The following is a 16,618-nucleotide window of genomic DNA, read 5'->3' as shown; positions in this document are numbered from 1 at the left end:
TCAGATGACGGCGTCCTCCAGGAAGGGCCGGTTCGCGGCGATACGCTCGTAGCCGAAGGGCGAGAGGTCGAGCGTGCGGAAGCCGCCATAGGTTATCAGTTCGCAAAGCCCGCGCCCCATGGCCGGCGACTGCTGCAGGCCGTGGCCGGAAAAGCCGTTGGCGAAGAGGAAATTCCTCACCTCGGCATGCGGGCCGAGGATGACGTTGTGGTCGAGCGTGCAGTAGTCATAGTGTCCCGCCCAGCTATTGACGACCTTGACCGCCTCGAAGGCCGGCACGCGGTTTGCCAGCGTCGGCCAGATCTCCGTCTCGAATTCGTCGTGCATGACGGCAAAATCGGCCGGGTCGACCTCCGGATCATGCCTGGGAGCGGTGCCCATCAGGTAGAATTTGCCTTCCGGGCGGAAGAAGACGCCGGTCGGGTCGATGGTGAGGCCGACGCCGGGGCCGAGCGACGCGCGGCAATCGACGACGAAGATCGAACGACGACGCGGCTCGACGGGAATGTCGAGGCCCGCCATGCGCGCCATGACCTTGCCGTTGGTGCCCGACGTGTTGACCAGCATGCCGCAGGCGATCACCTGTCCGCCCCTGGTCGTCACCGAGACGATGCGGTCGCCTTCGCGGTTGATCGCGACGACCTCGTCCTCGATATATTCGACGCCGAGCGAACGCGCCTTCTTGCGGAAGCCCTGCAGGAGACCGACGCTGTCGAACCAGCCCTCGCCGCGCTCGCCCTTGCTGCCGAGGGTGAGACCTTCCGTGTTCAGCCAGGCAAAGCGCTTGCCCAAACCGTCCGGGTCGAGCAGCGAGACCTCCGCGCCGCAGGCGACCTGTGTTTCGTGGTTGCGGCGAAGCACGTCCGCACCCCGCTCGTCGCCCGCCAGGAAGAGATAGCCGTTCTCGTGGAAGCCGATCTCCGGCGTGTCGGCGTCGACCGCGATATTCTCCTTGAAATTGCGGATGAATTCCGTTCCGAACTGCGAGATCTTCACATTGATCGCGTTGGAGAATTGGTGGCGGATCGAGCTGGAGGAGAGCGCGGTCGCCGAGCGCTGGTAGGTCCAGTCCTTCTCGATCACCAGCACGGTCCCGGTGAAATCCGGATTGGTCGCCAGGAAATAGGCCGTCGCGCTGCCGACCACCGCGCCGCCGACGATGACCACATCATAGGATGTCCGCGAAGCCTGCATCATTTGTCCTCGAAATGGCCGGCCGCGCAGAAGCTGCCGCCCTGGTAGCGCACCGCCGGATCGTTCGGGTCACCCTGCCTGGTCGCGGCAAAAATCTTGTCCGCATAGTCGTCGGCGCTGTCTTGCGGCCTGTAGCCGAGCGAGGCTGCCGTGCGGTTGTCCCAGAAGGCGCGGCTGTTGTTCGACATGCCATAGGCGACCATGAAGCCGACGCGCTCCGCCGACAGGCATTTTTCGACGAGCTGGCGGCAATCGCGGTAGGAGAGCCAGGTGATGAGATGGCGCCGGTCGGTCGGCTCCGGGAAGCAGGAGCCGATGCGGATGCTGACACTCTCGATGCCGAACTTGTCGAAATAGTAGCGGCCGAGATTTTCGACAAAGGTCTTCGAAACGCCGTAGAGGCTGTCCGGCCGCGTCGGCACGTTGCCGTCGATCGTTTCCGTGCGCTCGTAATAGCCGATGGCATGCACGGAGCTGGCATAGACGATGCGCTTGACGCCATGGCGGCGTGCGGCCTCGTAGATGTGGTAGCCGCCTGAAATGTTGCTGTCGAGGATCGTCTTCCATTCGGCCTCGAGCGGCTGGCCGCCGAGATGCACGATGGCATCGCAGCCGTTCACCGCCGCGCAGACCGCATCGAAATCGGCAAGATCGAGCGTGAAATCCTCCTCGTGGGAGGCGAGGTTTTCGCAGGGCCGGCGGTCGGAAAGCCGCACGACCTTGCCGAGCCGCGTGCCCGACTGGCGCAGCGCCGTGCCGACGCTCCCGGCCGCGCCCGTCAACAGAACCCTTTGAAAGTGCGACATGGTCTTTCCTTCAGCAAAACCGGCCGATCCACAGGTGATGCGCCCGATGGCCGGCATGAGCGTATCCATACGAGGGAGAGAGCACGCTTGCGGCCGGCCACCGGACTTCCGCGATTGTCTACGGGACGCATCGTCTCATGCTTTCCCTTCCGCCTCACCATAGAGCGCGGCCTGTTCCTCTGTGATGTAACCGTGCCTGACGTCATGGGCGACGGCCTCTGCCGGGCGCCCGGACGGATCGCCATAACCGCCGCCACCCGGCAGCGAGAGCACGAGGCGGCGCCCCTCCGGCACGAATTGCAGGCCCTTGCCCTTCAGCACCGTGCCGTCGTCCAGCGCGACGCCGCCGGGCGCGCCGTCAAGGCCGCCGTCACGACCACGGGCGGGATGGCCGAGGCGGTCGAACATGGCGGAGAAGCGGAAGGAAAAGCCTTCGGCCGCTTCGATCTCGATCATCTGGCCGAGGCCGCCGCGCTGCGCACCGGCACCACCGGACCCCTCGCGCAGTTCCTTGCGCCAGACGATGACCGGGCCGACATTTTCCGTCGCCTCGATCGGCATGGTATGCACACCGCTCGGGAAGGCCGTGGCATTGAGGCCGTCGAGACTGGCGCGCGCGCCCGAACCGCCGGAATTGAACATCAGGATTTCCGCACCCTTGCCGCCGATCTGGTCGGAAACCGGGCGCACGCTCATATGCAGGTTCCACAGCGCGCTGGCCCCTTCCGCCGGCACCTGGCCGGGCAGCGCCTGGTGCAGCGCGCCGAGCACGAGGTCCGGCACGAAATGGCCGAGCACATGGCGCACGGCGACGGGGGCCGGGCGTTTGGCATTGAGGATGCAGCCTTCCGGCGCGGTGACGTCGAAGGGCGCGAGCGAGGCGGCATTGTTCGGGATTTCCGGCGCCACCACGCATTTGATGCCGTAGCAGGCATAGGCTTTCGCATAGACCAGCGGCACGTTGATGCCGAACCGGCTCATGCCCGAGGTGCCATCGAAATCGACCAGCACGTTGTCCGGGCCGATGGTCAGCGTTGCGGCAAGATGCACCGGCTCGTCATAGCCGTCGAGATCGAGGCTGTAGGACCAGCTTCCATGCGGCAGGTTCTTGAGGCGCTCCAGCGTCGCCTCGCGGCTATGCTTGAGGATGAAGCCGCCGATCAGCGACAGGTCTTCCAGGTTGAATTCCGTCAGCATGTCGACGAGACGGCGGTGGCCGGTCTCGTTGCAGGCGGCGAGCGCATGGAAATCGCCGACCACCTTGTCGCTCTCGCGCACATTGTTGCGCACGATATGGATGAGCGTGCGGTTCAATTCGCCGCGCTCGAAGAACTTCATGATCGGGATGAAGAGGCCTTCTTCATAGACCTCGCGCGCATCCGGCCCGAAGCCGCGCCCGCCGATATCGACCACATGGGCGGTGGAGGCGAAATAGCCGACCAGCACGCCATGATGAAAGGAGGGCGTGACGACGGTGATGTCGTGCAGGTGCCCGGTGCCCTTCCACGGGTCGTTGGTAATGTAGACATCGCCTTCGAAGATGTTCTCCGGGCCGATGTCGCGGATGAAATGGGCGACGGATTCGGCCATGGCGTTGACATGGCCCGGCGTGCCGGTGACGGCCTGCGCCAGCATGCGGCCTTCGAGGTCGAACACGCCGGCCGAGAGATCGCCCGCCTCGCGTACCGAGGTGGAGAAGGCCGTGCGGATCAGCGTCTGCGCCTGCTCCTCTACGACGGAGATCAGGCGGTTCCACATGACCTGCATGTGAATATCGATCATCGACTGGTTCATGCCTTCGATCCTCGATCAGGTCCGGGTGACGAGCAGGCAGCCGTCGCTCTGCACGACGGCCCTGAATGCGGCGGTGAGCACGGTGGAGGTCTCGCGCTCGACGATGACGGCCGGCCCCTTGACGACATCGCCGGGCCTCAGGCTCTCGCGCTCATGGATGCCGGCGTCGAGGAAAGCGCCTTGGGCGGCTTCGAACAGTCGGCGGGTTTTTACGGGCGTCACCGCCGCGCCTTCCGCGATGGCGGCGACGCGCGCGACCGGCGGCAGCGGAGAGCTTGCCTTGACCGACCAACTCACGATCTCGATATCCAGCCCCTCGATGGCGCGGCCGAAAAAGCGCTCGTATTCCATTTCGAACAGCGCGGCGATCTTCTGCGCGCTTCCCCCATCGAAGCGGCTGGCGACAAGCGGCACGGGAATGTCCCAGCCCTGCCCGGCATAGCGCATGAAGAGCGTGCGTTCGATGACGGGTTCGCCGGTGTCCAACCCGCCCTCGACGAAGCCGAGCGCCTCCACCTCCATGGATTCCACCAGCCGGTTCGCCTCCGCCACGTCGAAGCCCGCGAGGCTGAAGACGGCGCTGCGCACGGATTCATACCCGAATGGCGCGCGCAAAAAACCGATGGCGGAGCCGACGCCGGCGCCCGGCGGCACCAGGAAGGTGGAGATGCCCATCTTCTCGCAGAGCCGCGCGGCATGCAGCGGACCGGCGCCGCCGAAGGTGATCATGGTGAAATCGGCGATGTTCTTGCCGTTTTCGACCGTGTGGACGCGGCCGGCATTGGCCATGTTCTCGTCCACCATCTCGCAGGTGCCGAAGGCGGCGGCCTCCGGATCGAGGCCGATGACGGCGCCGATATCGTCGGCCATGGCCTTCCGGCTCGCCTCCAGCGAAAGCGGGATGGCGCCGCCGGCGAAATTGTCGGGATCGAGCTTGCCGAGGATGAGGTCGGCATCCGTCACGGTCGGGTTCCTGCCGCCGCGCTGGTAACAGGCAGGGCCGGGCTCGGAGGCGGCGGAATGCGGCCCGACGCGGATCTGGCGCATGCCGTCGACCGAGGCGATGGAGCCGCCGCCGGCGCCGATCTCCACCATCTCGACGACCGGAATGGAGATCGGCATGCCGGAGCCCTTGCGGAACCGGTAGGTGCGGGCGACCTCGAAGGTCTTGGCGGTCTTCGGCACCTGGTTCTCGATCAGGCAGATTTTTGCCGTCGTGCCGCCCATGTCGAAGGAGAGTACCGTGTCGAGGCCGTGGCGCCGCGCGATGTCGGCGGCGAAGATCGCCCCGCCCGCGGGGCCGGATTCGACGAGGCGGACGGGGAATTCCGCGGCGCTTTCGACCGAAACGATGCCGCCGCCGGAATGGATCATGAAGACCGGGCAGGAAACGCCGATTTCCTTCAGCGAGACGACGAGGCGGTCGAGATAGGATTTGATCGCGGGCTTCACATAAGCGTTGGCGCAGACCGTGTTGAAGCGCTCGAACTCCCGCATCTGCGGCGAGACCTCCGAGGAGATCGACACGGAGACATGCGGCAGGTGTTTCACGATGGCATCGCGCACCGCGGCCTCGTGTGCGCCGTTGGCATAGGCGTGGATGAAGCCGATGGCGACGCTTTCATAGCCGCCTGCCGCGATGGCCGAGACGACGGCGGAGACCGAGGCCTCGTCGAGCGGCAGCAGAACCTTGCCGGCCGCATTCATGCGCTCGCGCACGGTAAAGCGGTCGGCGCGGGCGATCAGTGCCGGCGGCAGGGTGATGTTGAGATCATACTGCTCGAAGCGGTTTTCCGTTCGCATTTCCAGCGTGTCGCGAAAGCCCTCGGTGGTGACGAAGGCGGTCTTCGCGCCGCGCCGCTCGATCAGCGCATTGGTGGCGAGCGTCGTGCCATGGATCAGCAGGCCGATTTCCGAGAGCGCGATGCCGGCGAGCTCGGCGACGGCGGCGACCCCCTTGAGGATCGCCCGCTCGGGCGCCGCATAATCGGTCAGCACCTTCGTGGAATGGAAGACCCCGTCGAGGTCGAGCGCGATGTCGGTAAACGTGCCGCCGATATCGACGCCGACCCGGCAGTTCCGCGGGCTGTCCTTCACCATCGCACTCTCCACAGCCGATTTCCTCGCTGCGCTCGCCCCTCCGACCATCTGGTCTTATGCAGGCTCATTCACCAATAAAATTGGATATATCACTTATCATACATGTGTCAACTTGTGCCACCCTTGCCGCACCGCCTTCCCCACGCAACAACCAGCGCCGATGCAGGTGCCGGGCCACACGATGACAGGCTTTCGTATCGAACACGAGTCGCCGCCGGCAGCAAGCCCTGCCGGTATGCGGCGGGACGTAAGTGCAGCGCTTCTTGGAAAACGCACAAGGGGCATGGAAAACGAGCCTTATGGCGGCCGTACGGCGATACCGCGCAGATCGAGGCTGAACGCCTCGGCGGCGCGATAATGCGGTTGTCAGGACCTCGGTCACGACAGGTCGCTTCCCCTCTCGCCGGGCCTGCTTCAGGGCGACAGGCCCGGCGATCGGAGCAGGCCGCTAGTCCTGCACCGGGGCACCGGCAGGGCGTCCGCCCCGCGGTCAATACGGGCGGTCACCCCTCCCGCAAGGCCTCTTGCGGATTGGCGCCGGCCTGCACCACCGTGACGGCGATCATGTGGAAGACGTCGTCGGCATTGCAGCCGCGCGAAAGGTCGTTGGCGGGCTTGGCAAGGCCCTGCAGGATCGGGCCGATGGCGGTGGCGCCGCCGATGCGCTGGGCGATCTTGTAGCCGATATTGGCGGCATCGAGGTTCGGGAAGACGAAGACATTGGCCGCGCCGTTGAGCGCCGACTGCGGCGCCTTGGCGGCGCTGACGGCCTCGACGAAGGCGGTATCGAACTGCAGCTCGCCGTCGATGACGAGGCCGGGCGCGGCGTCCTGCGCGAGCCGCGTCGCCTCCACCACCTTGGAGACGCGCTCATGCGCGGCGCTGCCGGCCGTCGAGAAGGAAAGCATCGCCACCTTCGCCGGCTTGCCGGCCAGCGCCTCGAAGGAGCGCGCCGAGGTGACGGCGATATCGGCAAGGCCCGCCGCGTCGGGATCGACCACGAGGCCGCAATCGGCAAAGACGAAGGCCCCCTTCTTCACATGGTGCGAGGCGCACAGCATCATCAGGAAGAAACTCGACACCAGGCTGACGCCCGGCGCACGCCCGATGGTCTGGAGCGCAGCACGCACCGTATCGGCGGTGGTCGCGACCGCCCCGCCCACCGTGCCGTCCGCCTCATCCTCGCGCACCATCATGGCGGCGAAGACGAGCGGCGTGCACACCGCCTCGGCCGCCGCGGCCTCGTCGACGCCCTTGCTCCTGCGAAGCGCATGATAGGCGGCGGCGAGACGCGGCCTTAGCGGAGACGTCGCCGGGTCCTCGATGCGGATCTCCTCCGTCGCAGCACCGGCCGCCGCCAGCCGCTCCTCGACGGCTTTCCGATTGCCGACGAGCGTGATCGTGGCGATACCCGCACGCACGGCCCGCAAGGCCGCCTCGACGACGCGCGGATCCTCCCCCTCGGCGAGCACGATGTGGCGCGGCGCGGCTTTCGCGGCTTCGAGAATGCGGTCGAGCGGTTTCATCAGGCGTGTCCCAGATAGTGAATGCCGACGAGGATGAAGAGGGCGATGAAGACGGTCTCGGCGACGATGAGCGCGACGGCATCGCCGCCGACATCGAGCACCCGGCGCAGCGACGTGCGCATGCCGACCGCCACGATGCCGGCGAGCAACGCCCAGCGCGAGGTCTCCATGCCGGCCGCCGCGACCAGTTCGGGCACGAGGCCGAAGGAGTTGAGCGCGGCGAAGACCAGGAAGGCGACGACGAAGCCGGGCAAGAGCGGCGGACGTTTTCCAGCCTCGCCCTCCGGCTGCGGCACGCTGCGCAGCGAGAGCGAATAGACCAGCACGACCGGCGCCAGCATGGTGACGCGGATCAGCTTGACCAGGGTCGCGGTCTCCCCCGCTTCCGGCGAGACGGAAAAGCCGGCGCCGACGACCTGCGCCACGTCATGGATGGTGCCGCCGAAGAAGATGCCGGTCGCCCGCGCATCGAGCCCCATGGTCTGGGCGATGATCGGATAGGCGATCATGGCGAGCGTCGAGAGCACGGTGACGGAAAGCACGGTGAAGATCAGATTGCGCTCGGAGAACTCGTTCTTCGGCAGCACGGCGGCAATCGCCATCGCCGCGGAAGCGCCGCAGATCGCGACGGAGCCGCTGGTCAGCAGCGCCAGCCGCCAGCCGCGGCCGAGCAGTTTCGCCGCAAGCAGGCCGAAGCCGATGGTGGCGACGAGCGCCGAGACGAGCAACAGGATGGTGCCGGCGCCGAGCCCGATCAGGAGATCGACGCTGATGCGCATGCCGAGCAGCGCGACGCCGATGCGCAGCACATGCTTGGCGCAGAAATCGATGCCCGCGACGCAGCGCCCCTCCTCCGAGAGGAAGTGAAAGGCGATGCCGAGCAGGAGCGCCATGAGCATGGCCGGTGCGCCGTAATGGTCGGACAGGAACTGCGCGGCCACGGCCACGGCGGCGGTAACGGCAAAGCCCGGCCAGTAGGTGGAAAATCCGGCGGGCATGCCGCGGAAACGGTCTTGGACGGAGGCGGCGAAGGTCATGGTGTCGTTCCGTTCGCTTGCGGAAACCTTGCCCGCCCGGATTTTCCGGGCGGGACATGGATCATCGGGCGATCAGGCCCGCGGCTGGGGACGCATGTCGGCGCGGTCGATGCCGGCGACCGGCACCGGCTTCTTCATGGCGTCGCGGCGGAAGGGTTCGCCGAGTTCCTGGTTGAGGATGACCTCGACGAAGGTCGTCACGCCCTTCTTCTGGTCGGCGATGGCATTCGACAGCGCCTCGGTAAGCGCGGCCGGCGTATCGACGGCGACGCCCTTCAGCCCGCAGCCCTCGGCCACCTTGGCGTAGCTGAGATTGGGGTTGAGCTCCGTGCCGACGAAATTGTTGGCGTACCACAGCGTCGTGTTGCGCTTTTCCGCACCCCACTGGTAATTGCGGAAGATCACCATGGTGATCGCCGGCCAGCCCTCGCGGCCGATCGAGCCCATCTCGTTCATCGAGATGCCGAAGGCGCCGTCGCCGGCAAAGCCGACGACCGGCACGTCCGGGCAGCCGATCTTGGCGCCGACGATCGACGGGAAACCGTAGCCGCAGGGGCCGAACATGCCGGGCGCGAGATACTTCCGGCCCTGTTCGAAGGTCGGGTAGGCATTGCCGATCGCGCAATTGTTGCCGATGTCGGTGGAGATGATCGCCTCCTTCGGCAGCGCGGCCTGGATCGCCCGCCAGGCCTGGCGCGGCGACATGCGGTTCGGCTCGCGGTTGCGGGCGCTCTCGTTCCATTCGGTGCCGACGTCGTCGTCCTCGTGGTCCATCGAGGAGAGCTGCTGCTGCCAGGCCGAGCGGGTCTGGTGGATCGCCGCCTTGCGCTCCTCACGGCCGGCATCGCCGGCGGAGGGGGAGAGCTGTTCGAGGATCTGGCCGGCGACCTGTTTCGCGTCGCCGCAGATGCCGACCGTCACCTTCTTGGTGAGACCGATGCGGTCGGCGTTGATGTCGACCTGGATGATCGCGGCATCCTTCGGCCAGTAGTCGATGCCGTAGCCCGGCAGGGTGGAGAAGGGATTGAGCCGTGTGCCGAGCGCCAGCACGACATCGGCCCTGGAGATCAGCTCCATCGCCGCCTTGGAGCCGTTGTAGCCGAGCGGGCCGACCGCGAGGCGATGGCTGCCCGGGAAGGCGTCGTTGTGCTGGTAGCCGCAGCAGACCGGCGCGTCGAGCCGTTCGGCGAGCTTCATCGACGCACCGATCGCCCCGCCGATAACGACGCCGGCCCCGTTGAGGATGACCGGGAACTTCGCCTCCGATAGCAGCTTCGCCGCTTCGGCGATCGCCTGCGGGCCGCCGGCCGGGCGTTCGAAACGCACGATGGAGGGCAGGTCGACGTCGATCACCTGGGTCCAGTAGTCACGCGGGATGTTGATCTGCGCCGGGGCACAGCCGCGCCAGGCCTTCTCGATGACGCGGTTCAGCACTTCGGGAATGCGCGAGGGATCGCGCACCTCCTCCTGGTAGCAGACCATCTCCTCGAACATTGCCATCTGGTCGACTTCCTGGAAGCCGCCCTGGCCGATCGTCTTGTTGGCGGCCTGGGGCGTCACCATCAGGAGCGGCGTGTGGTTCCAGTAGGCGGTCTTGATCGCCGTGATGAAGCCGGTGACGCCCGGGCCGTTCTGGCCGATGGCGATCGACATCGTGCCCGTCGCGCGGCTGAAGCCGTCGGCCATCATGCCGGCATTGGTCTCGTGCGCGCAGTCCCAGAATGTGATGCCGGCCTTGGGGAAGAGGTCCGACACCGGCATCATGGCCGAGCCGATGATGCCGAAGGCATGTTCGAGCCCATGCATCTGGAGAACTTTGACGAAGGCTTCCTCGGTGGTCATTTTCATGGCTGCTTCCTTTCCTTCGGAATTGGTTTCAATGGGTTAGAGGATTTCGTCGCGCAGGTAGTACCAGCGGTACATGCCCCACTGGCCGAGCCGGCGGAACGGCGTCAGGAGCCCGTGGCTCGGCAGCGGCGAGGTGAAGATGGGAAGGTCGAGGCCGGCACCCTTGCCGGCGACCATTTGCGCCATGCGGCGTCCGGCCTGCGCCGAATACATGACGCCGTTGCCGCCATAGCCCATGGCGTAGAACAGCGTCTGGGACGGATCCGGCTGGAAGATGCGGGGCATCATGTCGTGGCTGACATCCACCCAGCCCCACCAGGAGTAATCGATCTCGATGCCGCGCAGGATCGGGAACTTGCGATAGAGCCCGTCGAGCAGCAGCGCGAGGTGTTTCGGGTTTGCGGCGTCGCGCCCGGTGATGGCGCTGCGGCTGCCGATCTGCACCCGGCCATCCGGCAGCATGCGATAGTAGTGGCGCAGCGTGCGCGTGTCGGTGAGCGGAATGCGCGCCCTGAAGTTCAGCGCCTGCTGCTCGCTCTCTGTCAGCGGCCGGGTGACGACCGAGTTCGACAGGATCGGCATCAGCCGGCGCCGGGTCAGCACGTTCATGCCGGGGGACGTGTAGCCGGCCGTGGCGATGCAGACGGCGCGGGCGCGCACCGTGCCGCCGGGCGTGCGGAGATAATGCATGCCGCCCTTCGCCGTGCAGTCGAGCACCGGGCTCGACGTGTGCACCCTCGCGCCGAGCCGCCGCGCCAGGCGGAGATAGCCGAAGGCCAGCTTTGCGGCGTGGATGCCTATACCATCAGGCTCGTACATGGCGCCGCGCGCCTCCGCATCGCGCACGAAATCGCTGTGGATCTCCCCGCGCGAGACCATGCGGGCGCGGTAGCCGAAGGTCTCGTTGAGGACGCGGACCTCGCTTTCCAGCGCCGGCAGCACCTTGTCGCGATGGGCGATATAGAGATGGCCGCCGTCCTGCGGGTCACAGTCGATCCCGGGCTCACGGATCAGCGACCGGAACAGGTCGAACCCCTCGGCGATTTCCGCATGCATCCTGCGCGCGACGTCGACGCCCCAGCGGGCGATCCATTGCGAGCGCTTCAGGCGGCCGGCGGAAATCTGCGCCTGCCCGCCATTGCGGGTGCTGCATCCCCAGGCAACCCCGTTGGCCTCCAGCACCGTCGCCTTGATGCCGTGCTCGCGGGCGAGATGGATGGCGCAGGAAAGACCCGTATAGCCGGAGCCGATGATCGCGACGTCGACGTCCATGTCGCGCATGACGGGGCCGTCGTCCTCCGGCTCGGGGCCGGCCGTACCGATCCAGTAGGTCGGGGCGTAGTCCTTGCCGGTGCCCGGGGTCGGAGCCGTTTCCGGATCATAGGCGGGATCGAACGGCGCCCTGCCGGTCTTGGGAGGAATGGTGCGCAATTGCATGGCCGTGCTCCGAGCGTTCAGTACCGGGGTTGCAGGACCGGCCGGTTCTTCCGGAACGCCTGCTTGCGGACGATCTTGCCGTTCGCGAAGGTGAAGAGGTCGCAGCCTTCCGCCTCGATGCGGCTGCCGTCGGCCGCCGTGCCGCGGAAGGTCCATTCGGAGACACCCCGGTCGCCGGCCGTAAAATGGCTGTGATCGGCCCATTCGGCATCCGGCATCGCCGTCCAGACGCCGCTGAAGGCCTCGGCGATCGCCCTGGCGCCCTCGATGCGGTTGCCGTGGACGTCCGGGCCACCGACCGCGTTGAACACGCAGTCCTCGGCGAAGAAGTGCATGATCCCATCGATGTCATGCCGGTTGAAGGCGTCGAACAGGGTTTTGAGATCGGTTGCGCTGAGTGTCATCGTTCGGGTCCTCTGGCTTGTCGCAAGGCATGGCTCCGCCGGAGACGGGAAAGGCCGTCTTGAAGGGCCGCCGGGGCCGGGTCGTTGGAGTGTCGGGCTGTCCGCCGCCGGTTAGATGCGTCCCTTCCAGGGGATCAGCGTCTTTTCGAGGTAGCGGATCAGGAGATCGAAGGCGAAGGCGAAGAGGCCGATGATGAAGATACCCATGATCACCGTATCGCTTTCGAGGTTTTCGGCGGCGTTCAGCACCATGAAGCCGAGACCGCGGTTCGCGGCGACCATTTCGGCTGCCACCAGCGTCGTCCAGCCGACGCCGATGCCGATGCGCATGCCGGTGAAGATCTCCGGCAGGGCCGCCTTCATGATGACCTGGCCGATGACCTGGCCGCGGGTGGCGCCCATCGCATAGGCGGCGTGGATCTGCTCCGTCGAGACCGAGCGCACCCCGGCCCTCGCGGCGATCGCCATCGGCGCGAAGATCGCCAGATAGATCAGGAACACCTTCGGAAACTCGCCGATGCCGAGCCAGATGATGACGAGCGGCAGGTAGGCGAGCGGCGGCAGCGGGCGGTAGAACTCGATGATGGGATCGAAGAGGCCGCGCACGAAGCGGTTGACGCCCATCAGGATGCCGATCGGCACCGCCGTGACGAGGGCCAGCAGGAAGGCGCCGAAGACGCGGCCGATGCTGGCCATCGTGTGCTGCATCAGCGTGGAGTTCGAGACCCCTTCCGTCATCGCCAGCCAGAACTTCTCCCAGACTGAGAGCGGCGAGGGCAGGAAGAGCGGCTTGACCCAGCCGGATTCCGTCACGAGGAACCACAGTGCGACGAGCACGGTCGCCGTCACGAGGCTGATCAGGCCGCTGCTGCCGTCACCGGGAGCCCCGAAGATCTTGCCGGCCTTGGCGGGCTTGGCGCGTGTCACTCTGTCAAGCATGGGCCACCTCCGGGTTGCCGGACGCACGTTCGTCGCCGTAGATGATGCCGAGCACTTCCTCGCGCATGCGGATGAATTCCGGGCTCGACTTGATCGCGCGGGCATTGCCTTCGGCAAGGAAGCGGCGGTTGAAGTCGAGGTCGTAGGTATGGGTGATGCGGCCGGGGCGCGGCGACATGACGATCAGCCGCGAGCCGAGGAACAGCGCCTCCTCGACGCTGTGCGTGATGAAGAAGAACATCTTGTTGGTGAGCTGCCAGACTTCCAGAAGGAGCTCCTGGATGGTTTCGCGCGTCAGCGCGTCGAGCGCCGCCATCGGCTCGTCCATCAGGAGCATGGCGGGGTCGCAGGTCAGCGCCCGCGCGATGCCGACGCGCTGCTGCATGCCACCCGAAAGGTGGTAGATCATGTGGCGGTGGAAATCCTGCAGACCGACGAGGGCGAGGTTCTTCGTGGCGATCTCCCGCCGCGTCGCCTTGTCGACGCCGCGCAGCTTGAGGCCGAATTCGGTGTTCTCGATGACGTTGAGCCAGGGCAGGAGCGCATGCTTCTGGAAGACCACGCCGCGCTCGGCGCCCGGCCCGTTGACCCGGTGGTTGCCGAGCGAGATATCGCCTTCCGAGGGGGCCATGAAGCCCGCCATCAGGTTGAGCAGCGTGGTCTTCCCGCAGCCCGAAGCGCCGAGCGCGACGACGAAATCACCGCTCTTGATGGTAAGGTTGACGCCTTTCAGGGCGATCACCGCCTGGTCCGAATACAAGCCCGGATAGGTCAGACTGATGTTCCTGACGCTGAGTGTTTCCATGAGAAATGCCTCCCTGCACCTCGGTCACGGGTCTGGTGGACGCACCGGCCGCGAAAGGCGGCCGGTGTAAGCAGCAACAATATGCTATTTCGCAGCCGCCTCGGCGAAGCTCGCATTCACGAAGGGCGCATAGTCGTCCAGCGACTTGCCGATCTGCTTCTGCTCGACGAGGAATTTCGCGCTCTCGGTAAGCGCACGGGTCGCCCCGCCGCCGAGCCATGTATCGGAGGCCTGCTCGTCCGCGTTCGGGAAGGAGAGCAGTTCCAGCGCCTCCACCGTGCTCGGGCCGTCGCCGCCGATGAGCTTGACGATACCCTGCACTTCGGGCGAATCCACGGTCCAGGCGGCCTTGTTGGCATTGTAGTCGGCGTAGGATTCGGCGAGAACCCTGGTGAAGGCCTCCATCAGCTTGGGGTTCTCCGCGGCCCAGGCCGTGTCGACCACCAGCCCGTCGAAGGTCGGCACGCTGGCGGCGCCGATGACCTCGGAATCGGAGATCACCTTGCCGGTCTTCAGGATTTCCGACAGGGCCGGCGGCCAGACATAGGCAGCGTCGATATCGCCGCGCTGCCAGGCCGCGACGATCTGCGGTGGCTTCAGGTTGAGGATCTCCACCTCGCGCGGATCGATGTTCCACACCTTGTTCATGCCAACGAGCAGGTGGAAATGCGAGGTCGAGACGAAGGGCACGGCGACCTTCTTTCCCTTGAGGTCCGCCGGTGTCTCGATGCCCGAACCGTCACGGGCGACCAGCGCCTCGGACTTGCCGATATTGTCGAGGATCCAGAACAGTTGCAGCTCGACGCCGCGGGTCGCGGCAGCCGCCGTGCCGGTCGAGCCGATCACGCCGATCGGCACGTCGCCCGAGGCGAGCGCCGTCGTGATGTCGCCGGCCGAACTGAACTGGCGCCAGTCGATCGTATAACCGGCCTCCTTGGCGGCCGCGTCGAAGCGGCCATCGGCGATGGCGGCGACGAACGGGCCGACGATCTGCTGATAGCCGACGACCAGGCTGGTTTGTGCGTAAGCGGCGCCTGACGCAAGAAGGCCTGCCAGAAGGCCCGCAGTCGTGGCCAGACGATTGAAATTCTTGAAAAGCATCATCGTTCTCCTCATCGATTGGTGCTTGAGCCGGTTGCCCCGGTCTTCTTGACAAAAGTGATAAATGCGGTGCCCCGCTTGCGTTATATCCAGTTTGGAAGTTGAATAAATCCAGATTGCGATCACACGGCCAGAAATCCATGCGCACCAATGTTTCCGAGACCATCTTCTTCATCGACCGGGAGAGCGGGCTGGGTTTGCAGGCCCAGTTGCGCGAGACCGTGGTCTCGGCCGTGCTTGCGGGGCGCGTGCAGCCCGGCGCGCACCTGCCCTCGACACGCAAGCTCTCGGAATACCTTAATATTTCCCGCATCACGGTGACGCTCGCCTATCAGGAGCTGGTGTCCCAGGGCTATGTGGAGGCGGCCAACCGCAGCTCCTACCGCATCGCCGGCAATCCGCCCGGCCGGGGCGTGGAAGGCGACCGGCCCGCCGCCGGCGCCACCCCGGTCGACTGGACCGGCAAGATGAAGATGCGCTTCGAGGTCGTGCGCCAGATTCCAAAACCGCTCGACTGGCGGCGCTATCCCTATCCGTTCCTCTATGGCCAGATGGACCCCTCGCTGTTCGACCTCAACGCCTGGCGCGACTGTGCCCGCCGGGCTCTGGCGCGGGAGGATTTCATCCTGATGGCGAGCGACTTCGCTGCCGCCGACGACGTCAGGCTCGTCAACTACATCTGTTCGCGTACCCTGCCCCGGCGTGGCATCCATGCGAACCCGGACGAGGTGCTCATCACGGTCGGCGCGCAGAATGCGCTGTGGATCGTCACGCGGCTCATCCTGGAAAAGGGCTCCAGCGCGGTGTGCGAGAACCCCTGCCACCCGGATATCAGCGCCTCGCTGCTGCTCAGCGGCGCGAAGGTCACGACCGTCGACGTCGATGGCGAGGGATTGCCGCCCGACGGCCTGCCCGACGATACCGATGCGGTCTTTGTCACGCCCAGCCATCACTCACCGACGGGCGCGACCATGCCGATCGACCGGCGCACGCGGCTGTTGCAGGCCGCCGCGGAGAAGGATTTCGTCATCGTCGAAGACGACTACGAATTCGAGATCAGCTATCTCGCACCGCCTTCCCCGGCGCTGAAGGCCTTCGATTCCACCGGGCGCGTGCTCTATATCGGCAGCTTCTCGAAATCGCTGTTTCCCGGCCTTCGCCTCGGCTATCTCGTCGCCCCCGCGCCCTTCATCCGCGAGGCGCGCGCGCTGCGTTCACTGATGCTGCGCCACCCGCCCGGCCACCTGCAGCGCACCGCCGCCTATTTCCTGGCACTCGGCCATTATGACGTGGTGCTGCATCGCATGCGCACGGAGTATCACAAGCGCCACGTCCTCATGGCCGAGGCCCTGCAGCACGAGGGGCTGACGGTCGCCGGCTCCTCGGCCTTCGGCGGCACGTCCTTCTGGATGGAGGGGCCGCAGGGGCTTGATGCCGACAGGCTGGTCACCGAGCTTCGCCAGGACGGCGTGCTCGTCGAATCCGGCTCGCCCTTCTTCCCGAGGAACGACGAGCCGTGCCGCTATTTCCGCATGGGCTATTCCTCGATCCCGCGCACCAACATCGTCGAGGGCGTTTCACGCGTCAGGGCGGGTATCGATCGTCTCATGGACGCGTGATCCGCCCC

13 protein-coding genes are annotated in these 16,618 nt (G+C 66.1%); 1 reads left to right on the top strand and 12 read right to left on the bottom strand.

Annotation, left to right across the window (positions count from 1 at the left end; genetic code table 11):
- From shn_RS22920 to tauA, 12 genes are all read right to left on the bottom strand, one after another.
- Positions 1-1,194: an FAD-binding oxidoreductase gene (locus shn_RS22920; protein ID WP_064333259.1), complete on the bottom strand. Its 1,194-nt coding sequence runs from the start codon at positions 1,192-1,194 to the stop codon at positions 1-3.
- Positions 1,194-2,000, bottom strand: a complete 807-nt coding sequence (locus shn_RS22915) for an NAD(P)-dependent oxidoreductase (protein ID WP_064333258.1) — start codon at positions 1,998-2,000, stop codon at positions 1,194-1,196. Before shn_RS22915 ends, shn_RS22920 begins: the two co-directional genes overlap by 1 nt.
- Positions 2,001-2,135: 135 nt before the next feature.
- Positions 2,136-3,794: a hydantoinase B/oxoprolinase family protein gene (locus shn_RS22910; protein WP_064332838.1), complete on the bottom strand. Its 1,659-nt coding sequence runs from the start codon at positions 3,792-3,794 to the stop codon at positions 2,136-2,138.
- Positions 3,795-3,809: 15 nt separating this feature from the next.
- On the bottom strand, positions 3,810-5,894 hold the full coding sequence (locus shn_RS22905) for a hydantoinase/oxoprolinase family protein (RefSeq protein ID WP_064332837.1): 2,085 nt from the start codon (positions 5,892-5,894) through the stop codon (positions 3,810-3,812).
- A 503-nt stretch (positions 5,895-6,397) separates the two neighbouring features.
- Positions 6,398-7,420, bottom strand: coding sequence for a phosphate acetyltransferase (gene pta, locus shn_RS22900; protein ID WP_064332836.1), 1,023 nt, complete (start codon positions 7,418-7,420; stop codon positions 6,398-6,400).
- Positions 7,420-8,457, bottom strand: a complete 1,038-nt coding sequence (locus shn_RS22895; RefSeq protein ID WP_064332835.1) for a YeiH family protein — start codon at positions 8,455-8,457, stop codon at positions 7,420-7,422. The genes pta and shn_RS22895 overlap by 1 nt, the downstream gene beginning before the upstream one ends.
- Before the next feature lie 72 nt (positions 8,458-8,529).
- The gene (gene xsc / locus shn_RS22890) at positions 8,530-10,305 is read right to left on the bottom strand and encodes a sulfoacetaldehyde acetyltransferase (RefSeq protein ID WP_064332834.1); all 1,776 of its coding nucleotides are present in this window, start codon (positions 10,303-10,305) and stop codon (positions 8,530-8,532) included.
- A gap of 36 nt (positions 10,306-10,341) precedes the next feature.
- On the bottom strand, positions 10,342-11,742 hold the full coding sequence (locus shn_RS22885) for an FAD-binding oxidoreductase (protein WP_064332833.1): 1,401 nt from the start codon (positions 11,740-11,742) through the stop codon (positions 10,342-10,344).
- 17 nt (positions 11,743-11,759) lie between these two features.
- Positions 11,760-12,146 (bottom strand): nuclear transport factor 2 family protein, encoded by a 387-nt coding sequence (locus tag shn_RS22880; protein WP_064332832.1) that lies wholly within the window; start codon positions 12,144-12,146, stop codon positions 11,760-11,762.
- A 111-nt stretch (positions 12,147-12,257) separates the two neighbouring features.
- On the bottom strand, positions 12,258-13,085 hold the full coding sequence (locus shn_RS22875; protein WP_064332831.1) for an ABC transporter permease subunit: 828 nt from the start codon (positions 13,083-13,085) through the stop codon (positions 12,258-12,260).
- Complete coding sequence (locus tag shn_RS22870; RefSeq protein ID WP_064332830.1) at positions 13,078-13,890, bottom strand: taurine ABC transporter ATP-binding protein; 813 nt, start codon at positions 13,888-13,890, stop codon at positions 13,078-13,080. The genes shn_RS22875 and shn_RS22870 overlap by 8 nt, the downstream gene beginning before the upstream one ends.
- An 84-nt stretch (positions 13,891-13,974) precedes the next feature.
- Positions 13,975-14,994 (bottom strand): taurine ABC transporter substrate-binding protein, encoded by a 1,020-nt coding sequence (gene tauA / locus shn_RS22865; RefSeq protein WP_064332829.1) that lies wholly within the window; start codon positions 14,992-14,994, stop codon positions 13,975-13,977.
- 137 nt (positions 14,995-15,131) lie between these two features.
- Here tauA and shn_RS22860 point away from each other — a divergent pair, with 137 nt between their 5' ends.
- Entirely contained in the window at positions 15,132-16,610 is a 1,479-nt protein-coding gene (locus tag shn_RS22860) for a PLP-dependent aminotransferase family protein (protein ID WP_064332828.1), read from the top strand.
- The last annotated feature ends 8 nt before the right edge of the window (positions 16,611-16,618 follow it).

The organism is Shinella sp. HZN7 (assembly GCF_001652565.1).
Taxonomy (GTDB): Bacteria; Pseudomonadota; Alphaproteobacteria; order Rhizobiales; family Rhizobiaceae; genus Shinella; species Shinella granuli.
The sequence above is the reverse complement of the archived record's forward strand: the minus strand, read 5'-3'. Positions and strand labels throughout refer to the sequence as shown.